This is a genomic window from Serinicoccus sp. CNJ-927 (assembly GCF_001942435.1).
Classification (GTDB): domain Bacteria; phylum Actinomycetota; class Actinomycetes; order Actinomycetales; family Dermatophilaceae; genus Ornithinicoccus; species Ornithinicoccus marinus.
Genome location: NZ_MKKF01000049.1, coordinates 77897 through 95349, shown reverse-complemented (window position 1 = coordinate 95349; position 17453 = coordinate 77897). Strand labels below are relative to the sequence as shown.

Here is a 17453-nt window from a genome sequence, read left to right as displayed (position 1 = left end):
TCAGTCACATCCGTCACCGAGCTGCCTGCTCCCGGTCCCCTGTCGTTCACCGCGGCGTGGTCCGTTCGTCGGGTGGGGCCGCTGGGGTATGGGCTACGTTGCTGTCCAGGTGCTCAAGGCCGAGCCCTGAATCCCCCGTGAGGAGATCCGAACGCATGTCCCCCCGAAACCCTCCGCACGCCGCGGCCTGGTGGCCGTCGGCGCCGCGATCGCCCTGGTGGGCAGCGGAGCCGCGGTCGCGTCCAGCGCGCCCGGCTCGCCCCTGCCGGGCGCACCGCTGCCGGCCGCCCCCGAGATCGAGGACCCGACGCAGGCGCAGCGCATCGCGGGCACCGACCGCTACGGCACGGCCGCCGAGATCGCGCGCGCCTTCCCCGCCGAAGCCACCGACACCGTCGTGGTCGCCTCCGGGCAGACCTTCCCCGACGCCCTGAGCGCCCAGCTCTCCTCCGCCGACGGCCTGCCCGGCCTGGACGTCGACGGAGCCGGGCTGCCGGTCCCGATGCTCCTCACCAAGCAGGACCAGCTGCCCTCGGCCACCGCCGACGCGCTCGAGGACCTGGCGCCGAGCACCATCGTCATCGTCGGCGGTGAGGTCGCCGTGTCCGAGACGGTCGCGGAGGAACTCGCGGGCTTCGGCGCCGAGGTCGAGCGGCTCGCCGGCGAGGACCGCTACGACACCAGCGCCGAGATCGCGGGCATGTTCCCGACCGGGCTGCCCGTCCTCTACCTCGCGACCGGCACCGACTACCCGGACGCCCTCACCGGTGGCGCCCGCGCCGGCCGTGACGCAGTGCCGATGCTGCTCACCGACCCGGCCGAGCTCCAGGACAGCACCGCCGAGGTGATCGAGACCCTGCAGCCCGCCTCGGTGGTCGTGCTCGGTGGCTCCGGCGCCGTGTCCGACGACGTCGTCGAGGCGGTCGCCGAGATCGTCCCGGACACCAACCGGCTCTTCGGCAAGGACCGCTACGGCACCGCCGTGGCGCTGGCGTCCTCCTACGAGTACGACTCGGTCGCCTACCTGGCCAGCGGCCAGGACTTCCCCGATGCCCTCACCGGCGGGGCCTTCGCGGCCTTCCACGAGGGCCCCCTGCTGCTCAGCAAGGCAGACGGGGTGCCGACGGTGACCGCGGCCGCCCTGGACCGGCTCTCCCCGCAGGGCCTGGTGCTCTTCGGCGGCGAGGTCGCGCTGCAGGAGGAGCAGGTCGAGGACGCGCTCAACGCGACGCTCCCCGTCTGGGTCGACGAGCTCGTGGTTCAGATGCTCTCCTTCAACGACTACCACGGCCACATCGAGGAGGAGGACGGCACGCTGGACGAGGAGCAGGACCCCGACCAGAACCTCGTCGGCGGAGCGGTCAACCTCGGCTCCACGCTGCAGGCGCTGCGCACGCGCTCCTTCGAGGAGCAGACGGTGACGGTCGCCGCGGGCGACCTCATCGGAGGCTCCACCTTCGTCTCCGGCCTCTTCCAGGACGAGCCGTCGGTCGAGACCCTCGAGGTCGCCGGGCTGGACATCTCCGGCGTCGGCAACCACGAGTTCGACGAGGGCGTCGAGGAGCTGCTGCGTATGCAGGACGGCGGCTGCCACCCCGAGCGCGGCTGCTTCGAGGAGGAGCCCTACGACGGTGCCGACTTCCAGTGGCTGGCGGCCAACGTCGTCGACACCGAGTCCGGTGAGCCGATCCTCCCGGCCACCGAGGTGCGGACCGTCGACGGTGTCGATGTCGGCTTCATCGGTATGACCCTCGAGGAGACCCCGACCCTGGTCAGCCCCGGTGGCGTGTCCACCGTCGACTTCCTCGACGAGGTCGAGACCGCCAACGCCCAAGCCGCGCAGCTGCGCGAGGACGGTGTCGAGTCGATCGTCGTGCTGCTTCACGAGGGCGGATACCAGACCGGTCTCTACGACGCCTGCGAGGGCGTCTCCGGCCCGGTCGTGGAGATCGCGGAGAACCTGGACCCGGCGATCGACGCCGTGGTCACCGGGCACACCCACCAGCCCTACGTCTGCAGCATCCCCGATCCGGACGGCGACCCCCGCCTCGTGACCAGCGCGAACCAGTATGGCCGCGTGGTGACCGAGACGGCGCTGACCATCTCCCGGGAGAGCGGCGACGTGACCCGGGACCGGGCCTACGCCGACAACCACCTCGTGCTGCAGTCCATCGCGGACGACCCGGAGATGACCTCGGTCGTCGAGAAGTGGGTCGCCCGGGCCGAGGTGCTCGCCGGCGAGGTCGTCGGCACGGTCGCCGAGGACATCACCGGCGACGCCGGCGGTGACCGCGGCGTCGAGACGCCGATGGCCGACCTGGTGGCCGACTCCATCCTCTTCGGCACCGACGGTGACGACGAGGGTGGTGCGCAGATCTCGTTCATGAACGTCGGCGGCGTGCGCGCCAGTCTGCTCGTGGACCAGATCAGCAACGAGGAGGCGGCCGGTGAGGTCACCTACCAGGAGGCCTACAACGTCATGCCGTTCGGCAACATCCTGGTGTCGATCGACATGACCGGAGAGCAGGTGAAGGCGGTCCTGGAGCAGCAGTACGACCCGGAGCGAGGCCGTCCGTACCTCGCGCTGGGCGTCTCCGAGGGCTTCACCTACACCTGGGACGACAGCCAGCCGCAGGGCAGCAAGGTGAGCGACATGCAGCTCGACGGCGTGCCGCTGGAGATGGATCAGACCTACCGGGTCTCGACCCTGAACTTCCTGCAGCAGGGCGGTGACAGCTTCACCGCCTTCACCGAGGGCACCAACCTCGTCGGTGGTCCCGAGGACCTGGCCAACCTGGTCGACTACCTCCGGGCGAACCCCGACCTGACTGCCCCCGAGGACCGCGTCAGCGGCCTCTGAGGCGCACCAGACGACGGGCCGCCACCCCGGGTTCACCCCCGGGGTGGCGGCCCGTCGGCGTCGGCGCGGTGGCTGTCTCTCTCACCCCGCTCTGCCCGCGGGCGCTAGGCTGCCTGTCCAAGGACCGTCCCAGCTTTGTCCGATGACGTCAGGAGGCGCCCGGTGCCGGGGGTGCGCTACACCGTGAAGCAGGTCGCCGAGGCGACCGGCATCCCCGCGGCGACGCTGCGCGCCTGGGAGCGTCGCTACGGCGTCGTGCAGCCGCAGCGCTCCTCATCGCAGTACCGCCTCTACGACGAGGAGGACGTCCGGCGGCTGACGCACATGGCCGAGCTGGTCCGGCACGGCACACCCGCCTCCCTGGCCGCCACCCAGGTGCGCAGCGCCGACGCGGAGCGCGCACCGACCGAGGCCGAGCGTCGGACCGGACTCGGTCCACCGGTGGCCGACCTCATCCGGGCGGCGCAGCGGTACGACGACACCGCGGTCAGCCAGGTGCTGGACCGGGCCCTCGCGGGGGTCTCCTTCGAGCAGGCGCTCGAGGGCTGGCTCATGCCGGCGTTGACCGAGCTGGGTCGCGCCTGGGAGCGCGGTGAGCTGGACGTCTCGGGGGAGCACTTCGTCTCCGCTGCGGTCCACCGACGGCTGGCCTCGGCCTTCGACGCCGCCGGCCCCAACTCCGGAGCTCAGGTCGCCCTCGTCGGACTGCCACCGGGTGCGCTCCACCTGTTCGGCACGATGGGCTTCGCCGTCTGCCTGCGGCGTCAGGGGATCGACGTCCGCTTCCTCGGGGCGGACGTGCCGCACGAGAGCTGGGAGCACTCGGTCGACGCGCTGCGACCGGGCGGCGTGGTCATCAGCGTGCCGATGCCCCGGGACACCGCCCCGGCGGCACGGCTGGTCGACTCACTGCACGCCGCCCACCCGCAGCTGCCGCTGTGGGTGGGCGGGCATGGTGCCGCGACCGAGCAGCTGCGCGGTTCGCGCCGCCTGCCCGACTCGGTCGTCGAGGCGGCGCGCACCGTCGCCCGCAGGCTGCACCAGGGCTGACGCGGCTCAGAGCTCGTCGTCGACGAACTCCTGCGCGACCTCCTGCGGGTCGGCGCCGTCGGACAGCTCGACCATCATCTCGGTCAGCCGCTCGGTCGTGAGCGCGTCGGACACCTCGTTGAGCGCCTCCTCCACGTCGTCGCTGACGGCATCGGCACTGATGAGGGGCACGACGTTTTGCGCTGCGAAGAGCGACTCGGGGTCCTCCAGCACGACGAAGTCGTTGGCCTCCACAGCCGGGTCCGTGGTGAAGATGTTGGCGACGTCCACCTGGCCGCCCGCCAGCGACTCCACGGTCAGGGTCGAGCCCGCGGACAGCGAGCGGAACGAGGCGAACTCCAGGCCGTAGGTCTCCGCCAGCCCGTCGACGCCGTTGGGCCGGGTCTCGAACTCCGGCGGCCCGCCGAGGGTGAGGTCACCGGCATGCGGCTCCAGGTCACCGATCGCGGTGAGGTCGAGCTCGTCGGCGGTCTCCTGCGTGACGACCAGGGAGTCCTTGTTCTCCGCGTCGCTGATCTCGAGCACCTGCAACCCCTCGGGGAGGTTCTCCTGCAGGTCCGCCAGCACGTCCTCGGAGGAGGTGACGGTGATCTCGGAGTTGAAGTAGGTGGCCAGGCCACCGGTGTACTCCGGGATCACGTCGATCGAGCCGTCCTCGATCGCGGCGACATAGGTCTCCCGGCTGCCGATGTTGAGCTGGGTGTCGACCTCGACGTCGTACTCCTCGAGCGCGGCGGCGTAGATCTCGGCGAGCAGCTCGTTCTCGGGGAAGTTGGCCGAGCCGACGGTGATAGCCCCGCCCGATCCGCCCTCGGACTCTCCTCCGCCCTCGGCCATGGGGTCATCCCCGCCACCGCAGGCGGCGAGGGCGAGGGTCGTGCCGAGGGCAAGGGTGAGCGCTGCGTTGCGTCGCATGTGGGTTGTCCTCCCAGTGGGGTTCGGTGTGGCTGTCAACGTCGGTGTGTCGCGGGGTATGCCGCGGGGCTGGTCACGATCAGGTCACGGGAGCGCGCGTCGGGTGACGTCATCGGGCCTCGTCCCTGCTCACGGGTCAGTGCTCCCGAGCGGCGACGAGGCCGGGGGAGACGACGGACCGCTGGATCCCGGCCATGGCCAGGTCGACCAGCAGGGCCAGGACGGCGACCGCGATCGCCCCACCGGCCATCACCTCGTACTGCCGCGAGGCCTGGCCGTCGATGAGGTAGCGGCCCAGCCCGCCGATGCCCACGACCGCGGCGATGGTCGCCGTCGCGATGATCTGCAGCATCGCCGAGCGCAGCCCGGAGAGGACCAGCGGCAGCGCGGCCGGCACCTCCACCTGCCAGAGCACCTGCGAGCCGGTCATGCCCACGCCGCGGGCGGCGTCCCGGGCGGCCGGGTCCACGGACTCGACACCGGCATACGTCCCGGAGAGCACGGGCGGGATGGCGAGCAGCACCAGCACCAGCACCACCGGGAGCTCGAAGGCGAGGTCGCCGCTCAGCCGGGGCAGCAGCAGCAGCACACCGACGAAGAGGACACCCAGGCTGGGAATGGCGCGGAAGGCGCCGGCGAGGTTGATCGCCAACCAGCGACCCTTGCCGGTGTGCCCGATGTAGAGCCCCACGGGGACAGCCACGAGCGCGGCCAGCGCCAAGGCGATGATCGAGATCCGCAGATGGGTCACGCTCTGGGCCAGGATCCCCCCGGACCCGGTCCAGGTCTCGGGGTCGGTCAGCCACTGCCAGGTGAGCGAGATCATCGGGCCGCCACCGCCCGCATCCAGGGTGTCAGCGCCCGGGACAGCAGCGCGATCCCTGCGTCCAGCGCGATCGCCAGCACCATGCAGGTGACGATGCCGACGAGGATCGGACCCATGTCGTTGCGGTTGAAGCCCTCGGTGAAGAGCTGACCGAGCTGGCTCACCCCGATGAGCGCCGCGACCGAGACGATCGACACGTTGCTCACCGCGGCCACACGCAGCCCTGCGGTGATGACGGGGACGGCGAGGGGCAGGTCCACGACGACGGTGCGGCGCAGCTCGCCGTAGCCCATCGCTGTCGCCGCCTGCCGGGTCGCTCCCGGCACGGAGCCGAGGCCGTCGGCGACGGTCCGGGTCAGCAGGGCGATGGTGTAGAGCGTCATCGCCACGAGCACGTTGGCGTCGTCGAGGATCTGGGTCCCGAGGAGCAGCGGCAGCAGGATGAAGAGCGCGAGCGAGGGGATGGTGTAGAGCAGGCTGGTCCCGGCGATCATGGGCGGCGCGAGCCAGCGGTAGCGGGTGGCCAGCCAGCCCAGCGGGAGGCTGATGAGCAGCCCGAGCAGCAACGGCACCCCTGCGAGGTAGAGGTGGCGGAGCAGGAGGTCACCGATCGTGGACCAGGCGACGCCGCCGATCACGCGTGCTCCTCCTGCGGGTCGGTCGCGTGCACGTGCTCGCCCTGAGGCTCACCGTCCGGCTGCGCCACCGGGTCACCTGTGGGTCGCTCGGCGCGCTCCCGCTCGAGGGCCGTGATGACCTCGCGGGGCTCGACCGTGCCCACCACCCGGCCCTGCTCGACGACGACACCCCGCCCGGACGGGGCGGACAGCGCGGCGTCCAGGAAGACCCGGGCACTGTCGCCCACCTCGGCGAGCGAACCCATCCGGTGCAGCTCGTCCTCTCCCACCGGGCCGCCGGCGGTGTGCCGGTCGACCCAGCCCAGCGGCGCCCCCTCCTCGCTCACGGCGAGCACCCAGCCGCTCCCGGCGGGCACGTCCTGGCCGAGGGTGACCGTCTGCTCCGCCGAGGGCTCGACCACGGCGTCGGTGAAGCCGAGCTTGCGGTAGCCGCGGTCCTTGCCGACGAAGCTGGCGACGAAGTCGTCGGCGGGCTCGCGCAGCAGCTCTCCCGGGCTTGCGAGCTGGGCGAGCCGACCACCCTGGCGCAGCACGGCGACGTGGTCGCCGAGCCCGATGGCCTCGTCGATGTCGTGGGTGACGAGCACCACGGTGATGCCGAGCTCGCGCTGCAGCCGCTTGACCTCGGCCTGCAGGTCCATCCGCACGAGCGGGTCGACCGCGCTGAACGGCTCGTCCATGAGGACGACCTCGGGATCGCTGGCCAGGGCTCGGGCCACGCCCACGCGCTGCTGCTGACCCCCGGAGAGCTGCGCGGGATAGCGCTCGGCCTGGTCCGCGGTGAGCCCGACCTTCTCGATCGCCTCCATCGCGGCGTTGCGGGCCCGACCGGTGTCCCACCCGATGAGCTTCGGGACGGTCATGACGTTCTTGAGCACGGTGCGGTGCGGGAACAGGCCGGCGTGCTGGATGACGTAGCCGATCGAGCGGCGCAGCTGCGCCGGTTTGCGCTCCGCGATGTCCTGGTCGTCGATGAGGATGCGTCCCTCGGTCGGCTCCACCATCCGGTTGATCATCCGCAGACTGGTGGTCTTGCCACAGCCGGAGGGCCCGACGAAGACGGTGATCCCGCCCTGCGGGACCTCCAACGTCAGGTCGTCCACGGCCGTCACGCCGTCGGCATACCTCTTGGTCACGCCCTCGAAACGGATCATGCACCGACCCTACGGGGCACTACCGACAGGGGCATGTCCAAGCGCGGTGCGGCCTGTCGGGCTCCCCACCACGATCCCCGTGCTCGGTCTCGGTCGGCAGGTACCGCCCGGCCCAGGTCGCGTAGGCCTGCGCGTCCTCGAGGCAGACGTGCACCACCGGGTGGTGGGCGAGGCCCTCCAGGTCGGTGCCGGGACCCCGCGGGTGCCGCCAGCTGGCGCCGGGCACCCACCGCCACCACAGGTCCCAACGGTGTAGCGGCACCGGGCCCGCGGTCGGGGTGAAGACGAGCGAGCCGGGCACCAGCACGGAGGGGTCGACACCCGGGGGCAGCGTCGCGGGGTCCGGCGCACGCTCGGCCGTGGTGCGGTATGCCGTCTCCCGGACGAAGGCGGCGAACTGCGCGTTGGTGACCGGGTGCCGCTCCATCGCGAACGGCCCACCCGCACCTCACGCGTCGGCCCCTCCTCGGGGTAGCCGGGCCGGGCGCCCAGCACGAACTCGCCGCCCGGCAGCGGGACGAGCTCGGTCAGATCGGCCATGGTGCCGCCGATGCTAGGGCCTCCGGGCCCGGCTGCGGGCCGGCCCGGCCCGGCCTCAGTCGCCCTCGACCGCCCGCCGCACCGCCTCCCGGTAGGGCGTGGCCCCGCCGGCCGGACGACCGACCAGCTGGGCGAGGTCGTCCTCCTGGCACACCACCTCGTGCACGAGCGAGCCCACGAGCGGCTTGGCGACCCCGGCGTCGACCGGCGTCACCAGCCCCACCCAGTGCGAGGCCAGCCAGGGGGTCAGGACCGGCAGGGTCACGATGAGCCGGTGGGACAGGCCGGTCTCCATCGCGAAGCCCTGCATCATCTGCTTGTAGGTCAGGACGTCCGGGCCGCCGATGTCGAAGGTGCGGTTGACGTCGGCGGGCAGGTCCGCGGCCGCCACGAGGTAGTGCAGCACGTCGTCGATGCCGATGGGCTGGATGCGGTTCTTCAACCACTTCGGCGCCACCATGACCGGCAGCCGCTTGGTCAGGTGGCGCAGCATCTCGAAGCTCGCCGAGCCCGAACCGATGACAGTCGCCGCCTGCAGCACCGCCGTGGGGACGCCCGAGGCCATGAGGATCTCGCCCACCTCCACGCGGGAGGCCAGGTGCTTGGAGAGCTTCTCGTCCGGGATGTCAGGGTGCAGCCCGGACAGGTAGACGATCCGGCTCACCCCGGCGTCCCGCGCCGCGCGGCCGAACTCGCGGGCCAGCCGCCGGTCCCGCGCGACGAAGTCACCGGAGCCGTCCATCGAGTGGATGAAGTAGTAGGCGAGGTCGGCCCCGGCGAGCGCCTGCTCGAGGTCGGCGCGCTCGGTGGCGTCGCCCTCGCTCACCTCCACCCGGTCGGCCCACTCCCGCGGCAGCTTGTCGGCGGAGCGGGTGAGCACCCGGACGGTATGTCCCCGCTCCAGCAGCAGCGGGACCAGGAGCCCGCCGATGTAGCCGGTGGCGCCGGTGACCAGGGCCCGCCCACGCGGGTCGTGGCCGTCGGCGGGACCGGGTATGTCGATGGTGTCGGTCATGGTTCAGCTCACGATCTCGAGGAGGGGAGGGAGGAGGAGGAGCATGCCGGCCGACCACGTGATGTGGGTGATGGCCGGGCCCAGGATGCCGCCGGTCACCCGGCGCTGCAGCCCGCAGACCAGACCGATGAGGACGGCGGCGAAGACGAGGAGGGGCACGCCGGACCCGACGGTGACCAGGGCGTAGAGCGCCGTGGTCGCCAGCACCGTCCACCGCTGCGGGATCGCGGCGTAGAGCGCGCCGCGGAAGAAGATCTCCTCGGCGATGCCGTTCATCACCGTGATGACCAGGACGACGGGGACCGAGGCGAAGCGGACGTGGTCGAGCAGGTCGTTGACCGGCCCGGCCAGCCAAGGGATCCGACCCACGACGAGGGCACCGGCGAGGAAGACGGCGAGCAGCAGCAGGCCGAGGGCGAGGGACTGGACGACGGGTCGGGCATACTCACCGGCGCGGGTATGCCCCTGGCCGAGGTAGAGCCGCCCGGACAGGAACGCCCCGCCGACCCAGACCGCGGCCAGCACCGTCGTCCAGACGTAGAACGACGGGTCGCCCGGCGGCAGCCGCAGCGACCACCACAGCATCACCGCTCCCACGACGAGCGTCACCGCCGAGACCAGCCGGCGGCGGCGCAGCACGTGCTCCTCGTCCCGGTGGTCACGCGGCACGGGCGTCACCAGGGCCGCTCGCAGGAACGAGCGCAGCTCCGAGACCGGGTTCACACCCTCCACCGTCCTACCTGCGCGCTCACGGCGCATCCTCAACCGGCAGCGACCGGGCCGCGCACCGGCCGGTCGAGCACGATCTGGTCGACGTCGATGGTCCCGGGCATGGCCCTGCGTCGTGCCTGACTCACCCACCATCGACTCACCGCGCACCGTCGGGCATGTGCTGTGCGGCGGCCCGCAGTCCGAGAAAGGCTACCGCCACCGCGGTGAGCGCCGCGGCGATCCCGACCACCTCGGAGCGGAGGTCGCCGGTGAGACGGCCGGCCGCGACCCAGGCCGTCCCCCACACGACCGCAGCGGTGAGGCCGAGCTGGAAGAGCCGCTGGTCGGTGCGGCTCAGCAGCCAGAGAGCCAGGACCACGACGACGGCCAGCACCCCGACGGTGATCCAGGTGGAGGCCGCGCTGTCCGCGTCCACGCCGAGACCCACCAGCCAGGACGCGATGTTGGCGCAGGTGGCCACGCAGATCCAGCCAGGTAGAGCCCGAAGGTGGCGGAGACCCACACGTCGGCGCCCAGCCCCTGTCGCGGCAGCCCGCTGGTGGCCCGGAGCACGAGCCCGAGCGAGACCACGATGCCGAGCATGACCACGACCGAGAGCCAGACCCACCCGGCGAAGACGACCAGGAGCCACAGGCCGTTCAGCGCGATGGCCGCCGCCGCGGGCAGGCGGGTGGCGCGGGCCCAGCGCGAGTCGGCGACGGGGGGCAGCCACTGCCACACGACGTACCCCGCCAGACCGAGGTAGATCACCGACCAGATCGAGAAGGCGGGACCCTGGGGGGCGATGAGGGTGGCGCTGTCGGAGAAGAGCCCGCCGCCCTGCGACTCCACCCCGCCGCCGGCGACCACACCGGTCCCGACGAGCGTGCCGCCGATCCAGAGGACGGCCGCGAGGGTCACGACCACCTGCTGCGCGCGCACCGTCATCGGCGCCTCGCACGGACCACCGCGGTGGCGAGCGCTGCCGCCGCGCTGCTGGCCAGGGCCCCCCAGGCGAGGTCGAGCGGCACCACGTCGGCGGGGAAACCGTCGATGACGGCCAGGCTCGTCAGGTCGTAGGCGGCGTAGGCCACGAGACCCAGGGCCGCTCCCTGGCCCGCGGCGCGGCCGATGCTGCCCGCGGCGACCCCGGGAGCGGTGGCGAAGTGGGTGAGCCCGACCGTGTAGATCCCGTAGAACGCCGCGGCCGCGGGGATGTTGACCGGGTCGGCCATGAGCGAGCCGAAGCTGGAGGCGTACTTGTCCTTGGCCAGCACGCCGAGCCACAGCGCGTCGAGGGCGCCGAAGGCCACACCGGTCGCCGCCAACGAGGCCAGCCAGCGGCCGGCCCCGAGGCGGGGTGAGGTGCGGGCATCGCTCACGGCAGCTCCACGACGGTCGGCCCGGCATCCTCCTGGTCGCCCTTGCCGGTGACCATCTTCAGCGTGTCGACGGCTGTGCCGATGAGCGAGTCGCCGCCCCAGTACATGACGGTGTCGCCGTTGACCTTGAGCACCACGTTGTCCGGGTTCTCCGGGCCGCCCTCCATGAAGGCGTCGGCACCCTTGGACCAGAGCTGCTGCACCAGGGCGCGGTCGTCGACCACGGTGGCGGTGCCGGCGAGCGACACCCACGCCTTCCTCGAGGAGTAGGCGACGTTGACGTGGGCGTTGGCCCGCACGTCGTCCGCCACGGCGCTGCTCGAGCGCACGAGGAAGAGGACGTCGCCGTCCTCCTCGTGCACCTGCGTGGACAGCGGGCGGCTGGTGAGCCGGCCGTCCGGCGAGCTGGAGTCGACCGTGGTGAGCATGGCGATGTCCATGCTGGACATCACCTCGTGGGCCTTCGCGACGGCGTCGGGGTCGGAGGTGACGGTCACCGGGTCGGCGGGGCTGGAGTCGTGGTGCTCGGTCATGCCTGGTCCTCTCGGAGGGTGGTGTGTCGAAGGTTGTGCACAACGTTTGCGGAGTTGAGGGACACGGGTGCGTCGTTTCCTGCCGAGGCCTGCCGCAGCTCACCGCGCACCAGGCTCTCCCCACCGTGGGTGGGGTCGCCGTCCAGGCGCTCGCGGGAGATGTCCACCACGGGGTACTCGGACAGCTCCACGCCGTCCGGCAGGCTGAACTCCGCCTGGGTGCCGGAGATGACCCCGATCGTCACCATGCCGCTGGTGTCGGGCCGCAGCAGCCAGACCTCGAGGTAGCCGTCCCCGGCGTCGGGTCGCTCGGCGAGCTCGACGCGCAGCCGTCGCCCACCGTCGACGTTCAGGACCTCGGCCGTGCCCTCGACGGTCTGTCCGGCGTCCGGCAGGTCGGCCAGGTCGGCGTCCGCCACGACGACGCCCGGGTCGTCGGTCACGTCACCCAGCACGGCCGTGCCCAGCCAGGCCACGAGCGCACCGACGGCGGCGGCAGCAAGCAGCGGCCAGCGGGCGGGGCGGGCGCGGTGCGCGCGGCGCTCCCGCCTGGCCTGGGACGGCGGCGGGGACGCCGTGCCAGACGAGCGGGACGGCGGCGGCGAGGTCTCGGAGGAGTCTGTCCGGACCTCGGCCCGGATGCGGTCCCAGGTGGCGGGTGAAGGGGTGCTGTCCAGCGCGCCGGCGCGCCGGAGCAGCGCCTCGGCACGCTCGTGGCGTGCGGCCTCAGAGCGGTCGGCGTTCATCCTTCACCTCCGAGAAGTGTTCGGAGCCGAGCCAGGGTTCGGTTCGTATGCGTCTTGACCGTGCCCAGCGGAAGGTTGAGACGCTCGGCGATCTCCCGCTGGGTGAGGTCCTCCACGTAGGCGAGCAGGATGATCCGCCGCTGCGGGTCGCCGATGCGCTCCAGCTCCTCGTAGATCGTGAGCAGGTCGGCGCTGTCCGCCTGGGACCAGCCGTCGCTGTCGACCCCCTCGTCGGGAGACGGCTCCGCGACCGGGTGCCGTCGGCGCGTCCGGAGGTGGTCGGCGATCCGCCTGCGGGTGATCCCCACCAGCCAGGCCCCCAGCGGGCCGGCCTGCGGGTCGTAGGTGGCGCGTCCACGCCAGGCGGAGACGAACACCGCCTGGGTGACGTCGTCGGCGTCGTCCGGTCCGACCGCCCGTCGGGAGAGTCCGTGCACCAGACCTGACCAGCGGCGGTAGGCGCGCTCGAGCGCGTCCTGCTCGCCCTGGACCCAGTCGGCGGCGATTCCCTCGTCATCGTCGGCACCGCCACTCATGCCGCAACCCTAGGCGACCCCACGCGCCCAGGCAGCCCCGTGTAACTAGGGTCGGCGGCATGCCGACCCCGGTGGCCCCACGCCTGCACGACCTTCTCGCCCCGTGGGCAGGAGGTCCCCTGCCCGTCCATCTGACCGCCTGGGACGGCTCCGCCGCCGGCGCCGACCCCGCGCAGGCGGTGGTCCGCGGCCGGCTGCACAGCCTGGGGCGCGACCGGGCCGCCATCAGCCACCACTACGACCTGTCCAACCACTTCTACGAGCTCATCCTCGACGCGCAGATGGCCTACTCCTGCGCCTACGTCACCCAGCCGGGAGCCGACCTGACCACCGGGCGGGAGAGCGAGGCATACCCCCTGGAGCAGGCGCAGTTCGACAAGCTCGAGCTGGTCTGCACCAAGCTGGGCCTGGACGACCGCCCGGACCAGCGCGTCGTCGACGTCGGGTGCGGTTGGGGCTCCCTGACCCTGCACGCCGCGCGCGAGCACGACGCCCGCGTGGTGGCGGTGAGGATCAGCCGGGAGCAGCAGGCCTTCGTGCAACGACGGGCGCAGGAGCAGGGCGTGGCCGACCGGGTCGACGTGCGGCTCCAGGACTCCCGCGAGGTGCCGGAGACCGACTTCGAGGCGGTCGCCTCCCTCGAGATGGGCGGCGAGGAGGTCACCCGGGTCTGGGAGCTCTACCCCGCTGCTGGGGCGTGGACCTTTGCCGCCGGCCGGATGGGCGTCGACCAGCTCCTGCTGCGCCGGCCCTCCTGAGAGTGAGGGAGCGCTGTCACCCGACGGGTGTCGCGGTGAGACGAGGTTGTCACGGTAGCTCCCTGCGCGCTCCGACCAGGGGCCGGTGCAGGTGACGAGCTGCAGCAGGGGCGGACCGTCGCGGTCGAAGAGATCATCGACGGGCAGCTCCTTCTTGTCGGTGGTGCGGCGGGCGGTGACGGTGTAGTCGGTGCGCGAGCCGTCCTCGTGCTCGACGACGACCCGCATGTCCTCCTGCGCCCCGGTCAGCGCCATGAAAGCACCGGGGCCCTGCCGGTCGTCGACGTGGCCCGCGAGGACGGCGGACCCCGTGTCGTCACCCGGCGAGGGGCCGAAGCGGTACCAGCCCGCCCGGTCGGCGTCCTCCGGGACCTCCATGAGGCCGTCATCCGTGACGCCGACGGCGTCGAGCGGCACGTCCAGCCCGAGGTCGGGGACGAGGAGCCGGACGGGCGGGGACGTCGCGGCGTCGGGCTCGTCGGGGATCGAGGCGTCCCTGGTGCCCGGTCGCTGCTCCACGACCGCGCCACCGTCCTGCGGGGGCGCCGCGGTGGGGACAGGGTCCACCGCGGCGCCTGCTGCCTCCGACCCACCCGCCGGTGAGGGGGCCGCAGGGGTGGGCGACCCGAAGTCGGCGGCAGCGGGGAGCGGATCGCGCTGCAACCCCCAGAGGGCGAGCGCGACGACCGCGAGACTGCTGAGCAGGGCCACCGCCGCGACCGGCGAGAACCGGCCGCGGCGGGGCTGGGTCCGGGGCAAGGGTCAGGCGACCTCGCGACGGACCAGGCGACTGCCGGCGAGCACCGCACCGGCAGCGCCGGCCATGAGGAGCACCGTGAGGACCGGCCCCGAGGTGGCCAGGCCACCCTGGCCCGAGGGGACGCCGCCCGGGTCACCGTGCAGACCGTCGATGGTCTGCACCGCGAGGTCGAGCGTGCCGTCCTCGGCGGAGCCCCACGCGTAGACGATGGTGTTGGTGCCCTCGGCGAGGTCGAGGTCGGCCGGGCCGAGCACGACGTCCTCGGTGCCCGCGAGCACCACGTCGGCCGACACCATGGCGGCCTCGAGGTTGAGGATCTCCTCGTTGGGGTTGGTGAGCCCCTCCACCACGGGGCTGCCCCCGGCGCGCACGTCGACCGCCGGGGCCGCTGCCGCGTGCCGGACGGTCAGCCGGGCCTGGCCGGCGTCGAGCGCGGAGGTGTCGTTGGCGAAGGCGGACAGCGCCGGGGTGCCGTCCTCCATCAGGTGCGCGGCGAGGGTGACGTTGGCGCCTCCCGGCACCTCGACGCCCTCGGCGGAGATGGCCGGCTCGGCCGACTCGGGGTCGTCGCCGTCGGCATAGACCTCGATGTCGTAGCTGCCCTCGGGGAGCATCATCGGGTCGGTCAGCGTGCCGGGCTCGAAGTCGGGGACGGTCTCCTCACCGTTGACGTAGACGTCGACGGTGAGACCGGGGACACCGTGCAGCACCGAGACCGTGGCCTCGTGGTTGTCGGCCATCGCCGGACCGGCGAGGGCGACCGTGCTGGCGCCGGCCAGTAGGGCCACGGCGCTCGTGGCTGTGATCTTCCGCATGAGGGGTGCTCCTTCATCGCAGCTGGGGTGGACTGGTTCCACCCTCACTCACCATTACGAGCCGACAACCCCGGGCGGATTCATCCTTTGTCAAAAGTTTTTGTCGAGTATGTCTCACCCACTTCCCCTTGTGCCGCGCGGTTCGAAGGAGGAGACTGCCCTACATAGGACAAGGGTTGGACACACCGGTCCGGCCCTGACGAGCACCAGGAGGGTGACGATGAGCGAGCACCAGGGACAGATGACCGGCACGGACGGGCAGCAGGTGTCGTGGACCGACCTCGGCAAGGAGATGTGGAACTACCTCACCGGCCAGGGCGCGGCGATCAACTACACCTTCCAGGACATGGCCGTGGAGGTGCCGCGTGACACCGGCGCGGACGCACCGCGCGCGACGTGGAAGCTGGACGGCACGCTGCGGATCACCACCGAGGACCGCGAGCACGGCGCGAGCTGAGCGCGGGATGACCCAGCAGCTGCACATCGACGCCGACCTGCGGCTGACGATCACGGTCCCGTCGAAGGGGGACGGGTCGGACGAGCAGGTGACGGCGACCGTCCGGGGCTCGGGCACGCAGATCGAGGTCCAGCTCGACCAGCTCGGCGGCATCCCGCTCGGCCTGGGGCGTCGCGCTGCCTCGGACCTCGTCTCCGACGTCGGGAGCGCGGCCGCGGACGCGGGCCTGACCATCTCGGTGGCCGGTCCCGACGGGCCGGTCCTCGCCCTGGGCCAGGTGCGCTCGCGCTTCCTCGACCGGGTCGTGACCGGGTCGCGTCATGTCGAGGTGCGCGACCGGCGTGGTGCGCTGCGCATGTTGCGGGACGCCCGGGCGGGCGGTCCCTCGCTGACCGACCTGGCGCCGCCGGCGACCCCGTGGCCGATCGTCCCGACGGGCGCCCGTCCGCGGCGGCGCCGGGTCACGACGACCCACGACCCGCTGGGCGGCGGCAACCCGCGGCTCGTCTATTACCCCGCCCCCGGTCCGGAGCAGGGGGCGCCGCGGCTGGTGGCACCGCTGCGCCGCGGGACGACCACCATCGGCTCCGAGGAGGAGTGCGACATCGTCGTCCCCGGGCTCGATCCGCAGCACGCCGAGATCCGGCGTGACCCGACCACCGACGAGTACCTCCTGCACGCCTCGCCCGGCAGCTCCGCCGGGGTCGGTGGGCAGCCCGCCGACGCCGACGGGACCGTGCTGCGCACCGGGGCGACGGTGGTCTGCGGCGACCAGACCTTCGTCTACCAGCGCGAGGAGTATGCCGACCACGGGCGACCCTACGGCGGTCGCGAGGGCGGCGAGTTCAGCCGCCAGCGACCGCAGCGCCCACCGCGGCACTACCAGCGCTGAGGCGCAGACCTGGCCGTCGAGGACGGCTGCGACAGACCCCACCGGGCGTCACGGACCCAGAGCGCGGGGCTCGTGTCCGCGACGTCCGGTGGTCAGACCGAGAAGCCGCGCAGCAGTGCGGCGGTGCCCTCGAGGTGGTCGCGCATGGCTTCCTCCGCCGGCCCCGGCGCGCCCCCGAGCACCGCCGCGACCACGGCCTCGTGCTGCCGGGTCGAGTGCGCGAGGTTGGGCGGGATGAGCGGGATGCGGTCGAGCATGGCATTCGTGCGGTCGCGCACGTCGGCCACGACGCCCGCCAGGCTGGGCGAGCCGCTCAGCTCGGCGAGCACGAGGTGCAGCCGGGCGTCGAACGGGCGGTACTGCTCCACCCCCGCTGCCGCGCAGTCCTGCGAGGCCTGACGCAGCCGGCCCTGCTCCGCCGGTGACAGCTGGCGGGCGGCCGCGAGCGCCGCGGCAGCCGGCTCGACGATCCTCCGCAGCGTCAGCACGTCCTCCACCTGCGCCGCCACCAGGCCGCCCTCGGCCCCGCTCGCCGGCACCGGTCCCGAGACGTAGGTGCCGCCGTAGCGGCCCCGGCGCACGCTGACGTAGCCCGCCGCGCGCAGCTCGCCGATGACCTCCCGCAGCGTCGTCCGGGAGACCTGGAGCGAGGTCGCCAGCTCACGCTCCGGGGGCAGCTTGGACCCGGGCGGGAAGGTCCCGAGGCGCAGCAGGCGCAGCAGCCGCTCCATCGTCTCCTCGAAGGCGTTGCCGCGCCGGACCGGCACCACCCGTGGATCGGGACCCTCCTGCATACCCGACACCGTAGGCCCTGGTCGGGCCTTGACGGCTTCCGGCAACCGCGCCAGACTCGCCCCTGACGCTC

Annotated in this window: 20 protein-coding genes and 1 pseudogene; 5 read left to right on the top strand and 16 right to left on the bottom strand. The window is 72.6% G+C overall.

Annotation, left to right across the window (positions count from 1 at the left end; translation table 11 throughout):
* Nucleotides 1-190: 190 nt before the first annotated feature.
* On the top strand, nucleotides 191-2860 hold the full coding sequence (locus tag BJF86_RS17065) for a cell wall-binding repeat-containing protein (RefSeq protein WP_083653119.1): 2670 nt from the start codon (nucleotides 191-193) through the stop codon (nucleotides 2858-2860).
* Nucleotides 2861-3022: 162 nt separating this feature from the next.
* Nucleotides 3023-3910, top strand: coding sequence for a MerR family transcriptional regulator (locus BJF86_RS13700; RefSeq protein ID WP_237768229.1), 888 nt, complete (start codon nucleotides 3023-3025; stop codon nucleotides 3908-3910).
* A 6-nt stretch (nucleotides 3911-3916) separates the two neighbouring features.
* Here the strand turns inward: BJF86_RS13700 and BJF86_RS13695 are convergent, their stop codons facing one another.
* The 13 genes from BJF86_RS13695 to BJF86_RS13640 all read right to left on the bottom strand — a co-directional run bounded on the left by BJF86_RS13695 (nucleotide 3917) and on the right by BJF86_RS13640 (nucleotide 12906).
* Nucleotides 3917-4825 (bottom strand): ABC transporter substrate-binding protein, encoded by a 909-nt coding sequence (locus tag BJF86_RS13695; RefSeq protein WP_075819765.1) that lies wholly within the window; start codon nucleotides 4823-4825, stop codon nucleotides 3917-3919.
* A 136-nt stretch (nucleotides 4826-4961) separates the two neighbouring features.
* Nucleotides 4962-5651, bottom strand: a complete 690-nt coding sequence (locus BJF86_RS13690) for an ABC transporter permease (RefSeq protein WP_075819763.1) — start codon at nucleotides 5649-5651, stop codon at nucleotides 4962-4964.
* Nucleotides 5648-6289, bottom strand: a complete 642-nt coding sequence (locus tag BJF86_RS13685) for an ABC transporter permease (RefSeq protein ID WP_075819761.1) — start codon at nucleotides 6287-6289, stop codon at nucleotides 5648-5650. The genes BJF86_RS13690 and BJF86_RS13685 overlap by 4 nt, the downstream gene beginning before the upstream one ends.
* On the bottom strand, nucleotides 6286-7443 hold the full coding sequence (locus tag BJF86_RS13680; RefSeq protein WP_075819759.1) for an ABC transporter ATP-binding protein: 1158 nt from the start codon (nucleotides 7441-7443) through the stop codon (nucleotides 6286-6288). The genes BJF86_RS13685 and BJF86_RS13680 overlap by 4 nt, the downstream gene beginning before the upstream one ends.
* Before the next feature lie 19 nt (nucleotides 7444-7462).
* Nucleotides 7463-7870, bottom strand: a complete 408-nt coding sequence (locus tag BJF86_RS13675; RefSeq protein ID WP_075819757.1) for an SUMF1/EgtB/PvdO family nonheme iron enzyme — start codon at nucleotides 7868-7870, stop codon at nucleotides 7463-7465.
* Between the two features lie 168 nt (nucleotides 7871-8038).
* A complete protein-coding gene (locus BJF86_RS13670) occupies nucleotides 8039-8998 on the bottom strand; it encodes an NAD(P)H-binding protein (protein ID WP_075819755.1) in 960 nt (319 codons plus the stop codon).
* 3 nt (nucleotides 8999-9001) lie between these two features.
* Nucleotides 9002-9721 carry a CPBP family intramembrane glutamic endopeptidase gene (locus tag BJF86_RS13665; RefSeq protein WP_083653116.1) on the bottom strand — a complete coding sequence of 240 codons (720 nt, stop codon included), beginning with the start codon at nucleotides 9719-9721 and terminating at the stop codon, nucleotides 9002-9004.
* A gap of 145 nt (nucleotides 9722-9866) precedes the next feature.
* Nucleotides 9867-10103: a hypothetical protein gene (locus tag BJF86_RS17060; RefSeq protein ID WP_083653114.1), complete on the bottom strand. Its 237-nt coding sequence runs from the start codon at nucleotides 10101-10103 to the stop codon at nucleotides 9867-9869.
* The gene (locus BJF86_RS13660) at nucleotides 10064-10657 is read right to left on the bottom strand and encodes a hypothetical protein (RefSeq protein ID WP_083653113.1); all 594 of its coding nucleotides are present in this window, start codon (nucleotides 10655-10657) and stop codon (nucleotides 10064-10066) included. Before BJF86_RS13660 ends, BJF86_RS17060 begins: the two co-directional genes overlap by 40 nt.
* A complete protein-coding gene (locus tag BJF86_RS13655) occupies nucleotides 10654-11091 on the bottom strand; it encodes a DUF2177 family protein (protein WP_202817358.1) in 438 nt (145 codons plus the stop codon). Before BJF86_RS13655 ends, BJF86_RS13660 begins: the two co-directional genes overlap by 4 nt.
* Nucleotides 11088-11624, bottom strand: a complete 537-nt coding sequence (locus BJF86_RS13650; protein WP_075819751.1) for a pyridoxamine 5'-phosphate oxidase family protein — start codon at nucleotides 11622-11624, stop codon at nucleotides 11088-11090. The genes BJF86_RS13655 and BJF86_RS13650 overlap by 4 nt, the downstream gene beginning before the upstream one ends.
* Nucleotides 11621-12370 (bottom strand): anti-sigma factor, encoded by a 750-nt coding sequence (locus BJF86_RS13645; RefSeq protein WP_075819749.1) that lies wholly within the window; start codon nucleotides 12368-12370, stop codon nucleotides 11621-11623. The genes BJF86_RS13650 and BJF86_RS13645 overlap by 4 nt, the downstream gene beginning before the upstream one ends.
* A complete protein-coding gene (locus tag BJF86_RS13640) occupies nucleotides 12367-12906 on the bottom strand; it encodes an RNA polymerase sigma factor (RefSeq protein WP_075819747.1) in 540 nt (179 codons plus the stop codon). Before BJF86_RS13640 ends, BJF86_RS13645 begins: the two co-directional genes overlap by 4 nt.
* A 59-nt stretch (nucleotides 12907-12965) precedes the next feature.
* Here BJF86_RS13640 and BJF86_RS13635 point away from each other — a divergent pair, with 59 nt between their 5' ends.
* Nucleotides 12966-13664, top strand: a complete 699-nt coding sequence (locus BJF86_RS13635) for an SAM-dependent methyltransferase (protein ID WP_075819745.1) — start codon at nucleotides 12966-12968, stop codon at nucleotides 13662-13664.
* A 99-nt stretch (nucleotides 13665-13763) separates the two neighbouring features.
* Here the strand turns inward: BJF86_RS13635 and BJF86_RS19875 are convergent.
* A pseudogene (locus BJF86_RS19875) lies at nucleotides 13764-14042 on the bottom strand (class F sortase); the annotation flags it as partial.
* Between the two features lie 384 nt (nucleotides 14043-14426).
* On the bottom strand, nucleotides 14427-15239 hold the full coding sequence (locus tag BJF86_RS13625; RefSeq protein WP_075819743.1) for a DUF4397 domain-containing protein: 813 nt from the start codon (nucleotides 15237-15239) through the stop codon (nucleotides 14427-14429).
* Between the two features lie 220 nt (nucleotides 15240-15459).
* Between BJF86_RS13625 and BJF86_RS13620 the strand changes: the two genes are divergently transcribed.
* Together BJF86_RS13620 and BJF86_RS13615 are read left to right on the top strand one after the other, a co-directional pair.
* A complete protein-coding gene (locus BJF86_RS13620; protein WP_022923353.1) occupies nucleotides 15460-15696 on the top strand; it encodes a hypothetical protein in 237 nt (78 codons plus the stop codon).
* A 7-nt stretch (nucleotides 15697-15703) separates the two neighbouring features.
* On the top strand, nucleotides 15704-16588 hold the full coding sequence (locus tag BJF86_RS13615; protein WP_083653111.1) for an FHA domain-containing protein: 885 nt from the start codon (nucleotides 15704-15706) through the stop codon (nucleotides 16586-16588).
* Between the two features lie 92 nt (nucleotides 16589-16680).
* Here BJF86_RS13615 and BJF86_RS13610 read toward each other — a convergent pair whose 3' ends face one another.
* The gene (locus tag BJF86_RS13610) at nucleotides 16681-17382 is read right to left on the bottom strand and encodes a FadR/GntR family transcriptional regulator (RefSeq protein WP_075819741.1); all 702 of its coding nucleotides are present in this window, start codon (nucleotides 17380-17382) and stop codon (nucleotides 16681-16683) included.
* Nucleotides 17383-17453 lie beyond the last annotated feature (71 nt).

Coding starts and splice junctions, on each gene's coding strand:
- BJF86_RS13695 (WP_075819765.1), bottom strand. CDS start 4,825: ATGCGACGCAACGCAGCGCTCACCCTTGCCCTCGGCACGACCCTCGCC.
- BJF86_RS13690 (WP_075819763.1), bottom strand. CDS start 5,651: ATGATCTCGCTCACCTGGCAGTGGCTGACCGACCCCGAGACCTGGACC.
- BJF86_RS13680 (WP_075819759.1), bottom strand. CDS start 7,443: ATGATCCGTTTCGAGGGCGTGACCAAGAGGTATGCCGACGGCGTGACG.
- BJF86_RS13675 (WP_075819757.1), bottom strand. CDS start 7,870: ATGGAGCGGCACCCGGTCACCAACGCGCAGTTCGCCGCCTTCGTCCGG.
- BJF86_RS13670 (WP_075819755.1), bottom strand. CDS start 8,998: ATGACCGACACCATCGACATACCCGGTCCCGCCGACGGCCACGACCCG.
- BJF86_RS13660 (WP_083653113.1), bottom strand. CDS start 10,657: ATGACGGTGCGCGCGCAGCAGGTGGTCGTGACCCTCGCGGCCGTCCTC.
- BJF86_RS13650 (WP_075819751.1), bottom strand. CDS start 11,624: ATGACCGAGCACCACGACTCCAGCCCCGCCGACCCGGTGACCGTCACC.
- BJF86_RS13645 (WP_075819749.1), bottom strand. CDS start 12,370: ATGAACGCCGACCGCTCTGAGGCCGCACGCCACGAGCGTGCCGAGGCG.
- BJF86_RS13640 (WP_075819747.1), bottom strand. CDS start 12,906: ATGAGTGGCGGTGCCGACGATGACGAGGGAATCGCCGCCGACTGGGTC.
- BJF86_RS13635 (WP_075819745.1), top strand. CDS start 12,966: ATGCCGACCCCGGTGGCCCCACGCCTGCACGACCTTCTCGCCCCGTGG.
- BJF86_RS13625 (WP_075819743.1), bottom strand. CDS start 15,239: ATGCGGAAGATCACAGCCACGAGCGCCGTGGCCCTACTGGCCGGCGCC.
- BJF86_RS13620 (WP_022923353.1), top strand. CDS start 15,460: ATGAGCGAGCACCAGGGACAGATGACCGGCACGGACGGGCAGCAGGTG.
- BJF86_RS13615 (WP_083653111.1), top strand. CDS start 15,704: ATGACCCAGCAGCTGCACATCGACGCCGACCTGCGGCTGACGATCACG.
- BJF86_RS13610 (WP_075819741.1), bottom strand. CDS start 17,382: ATGCAGGAGGGTCCCGATCCACGGGTGGTGCCGGTCCGGCGCGGCAAC.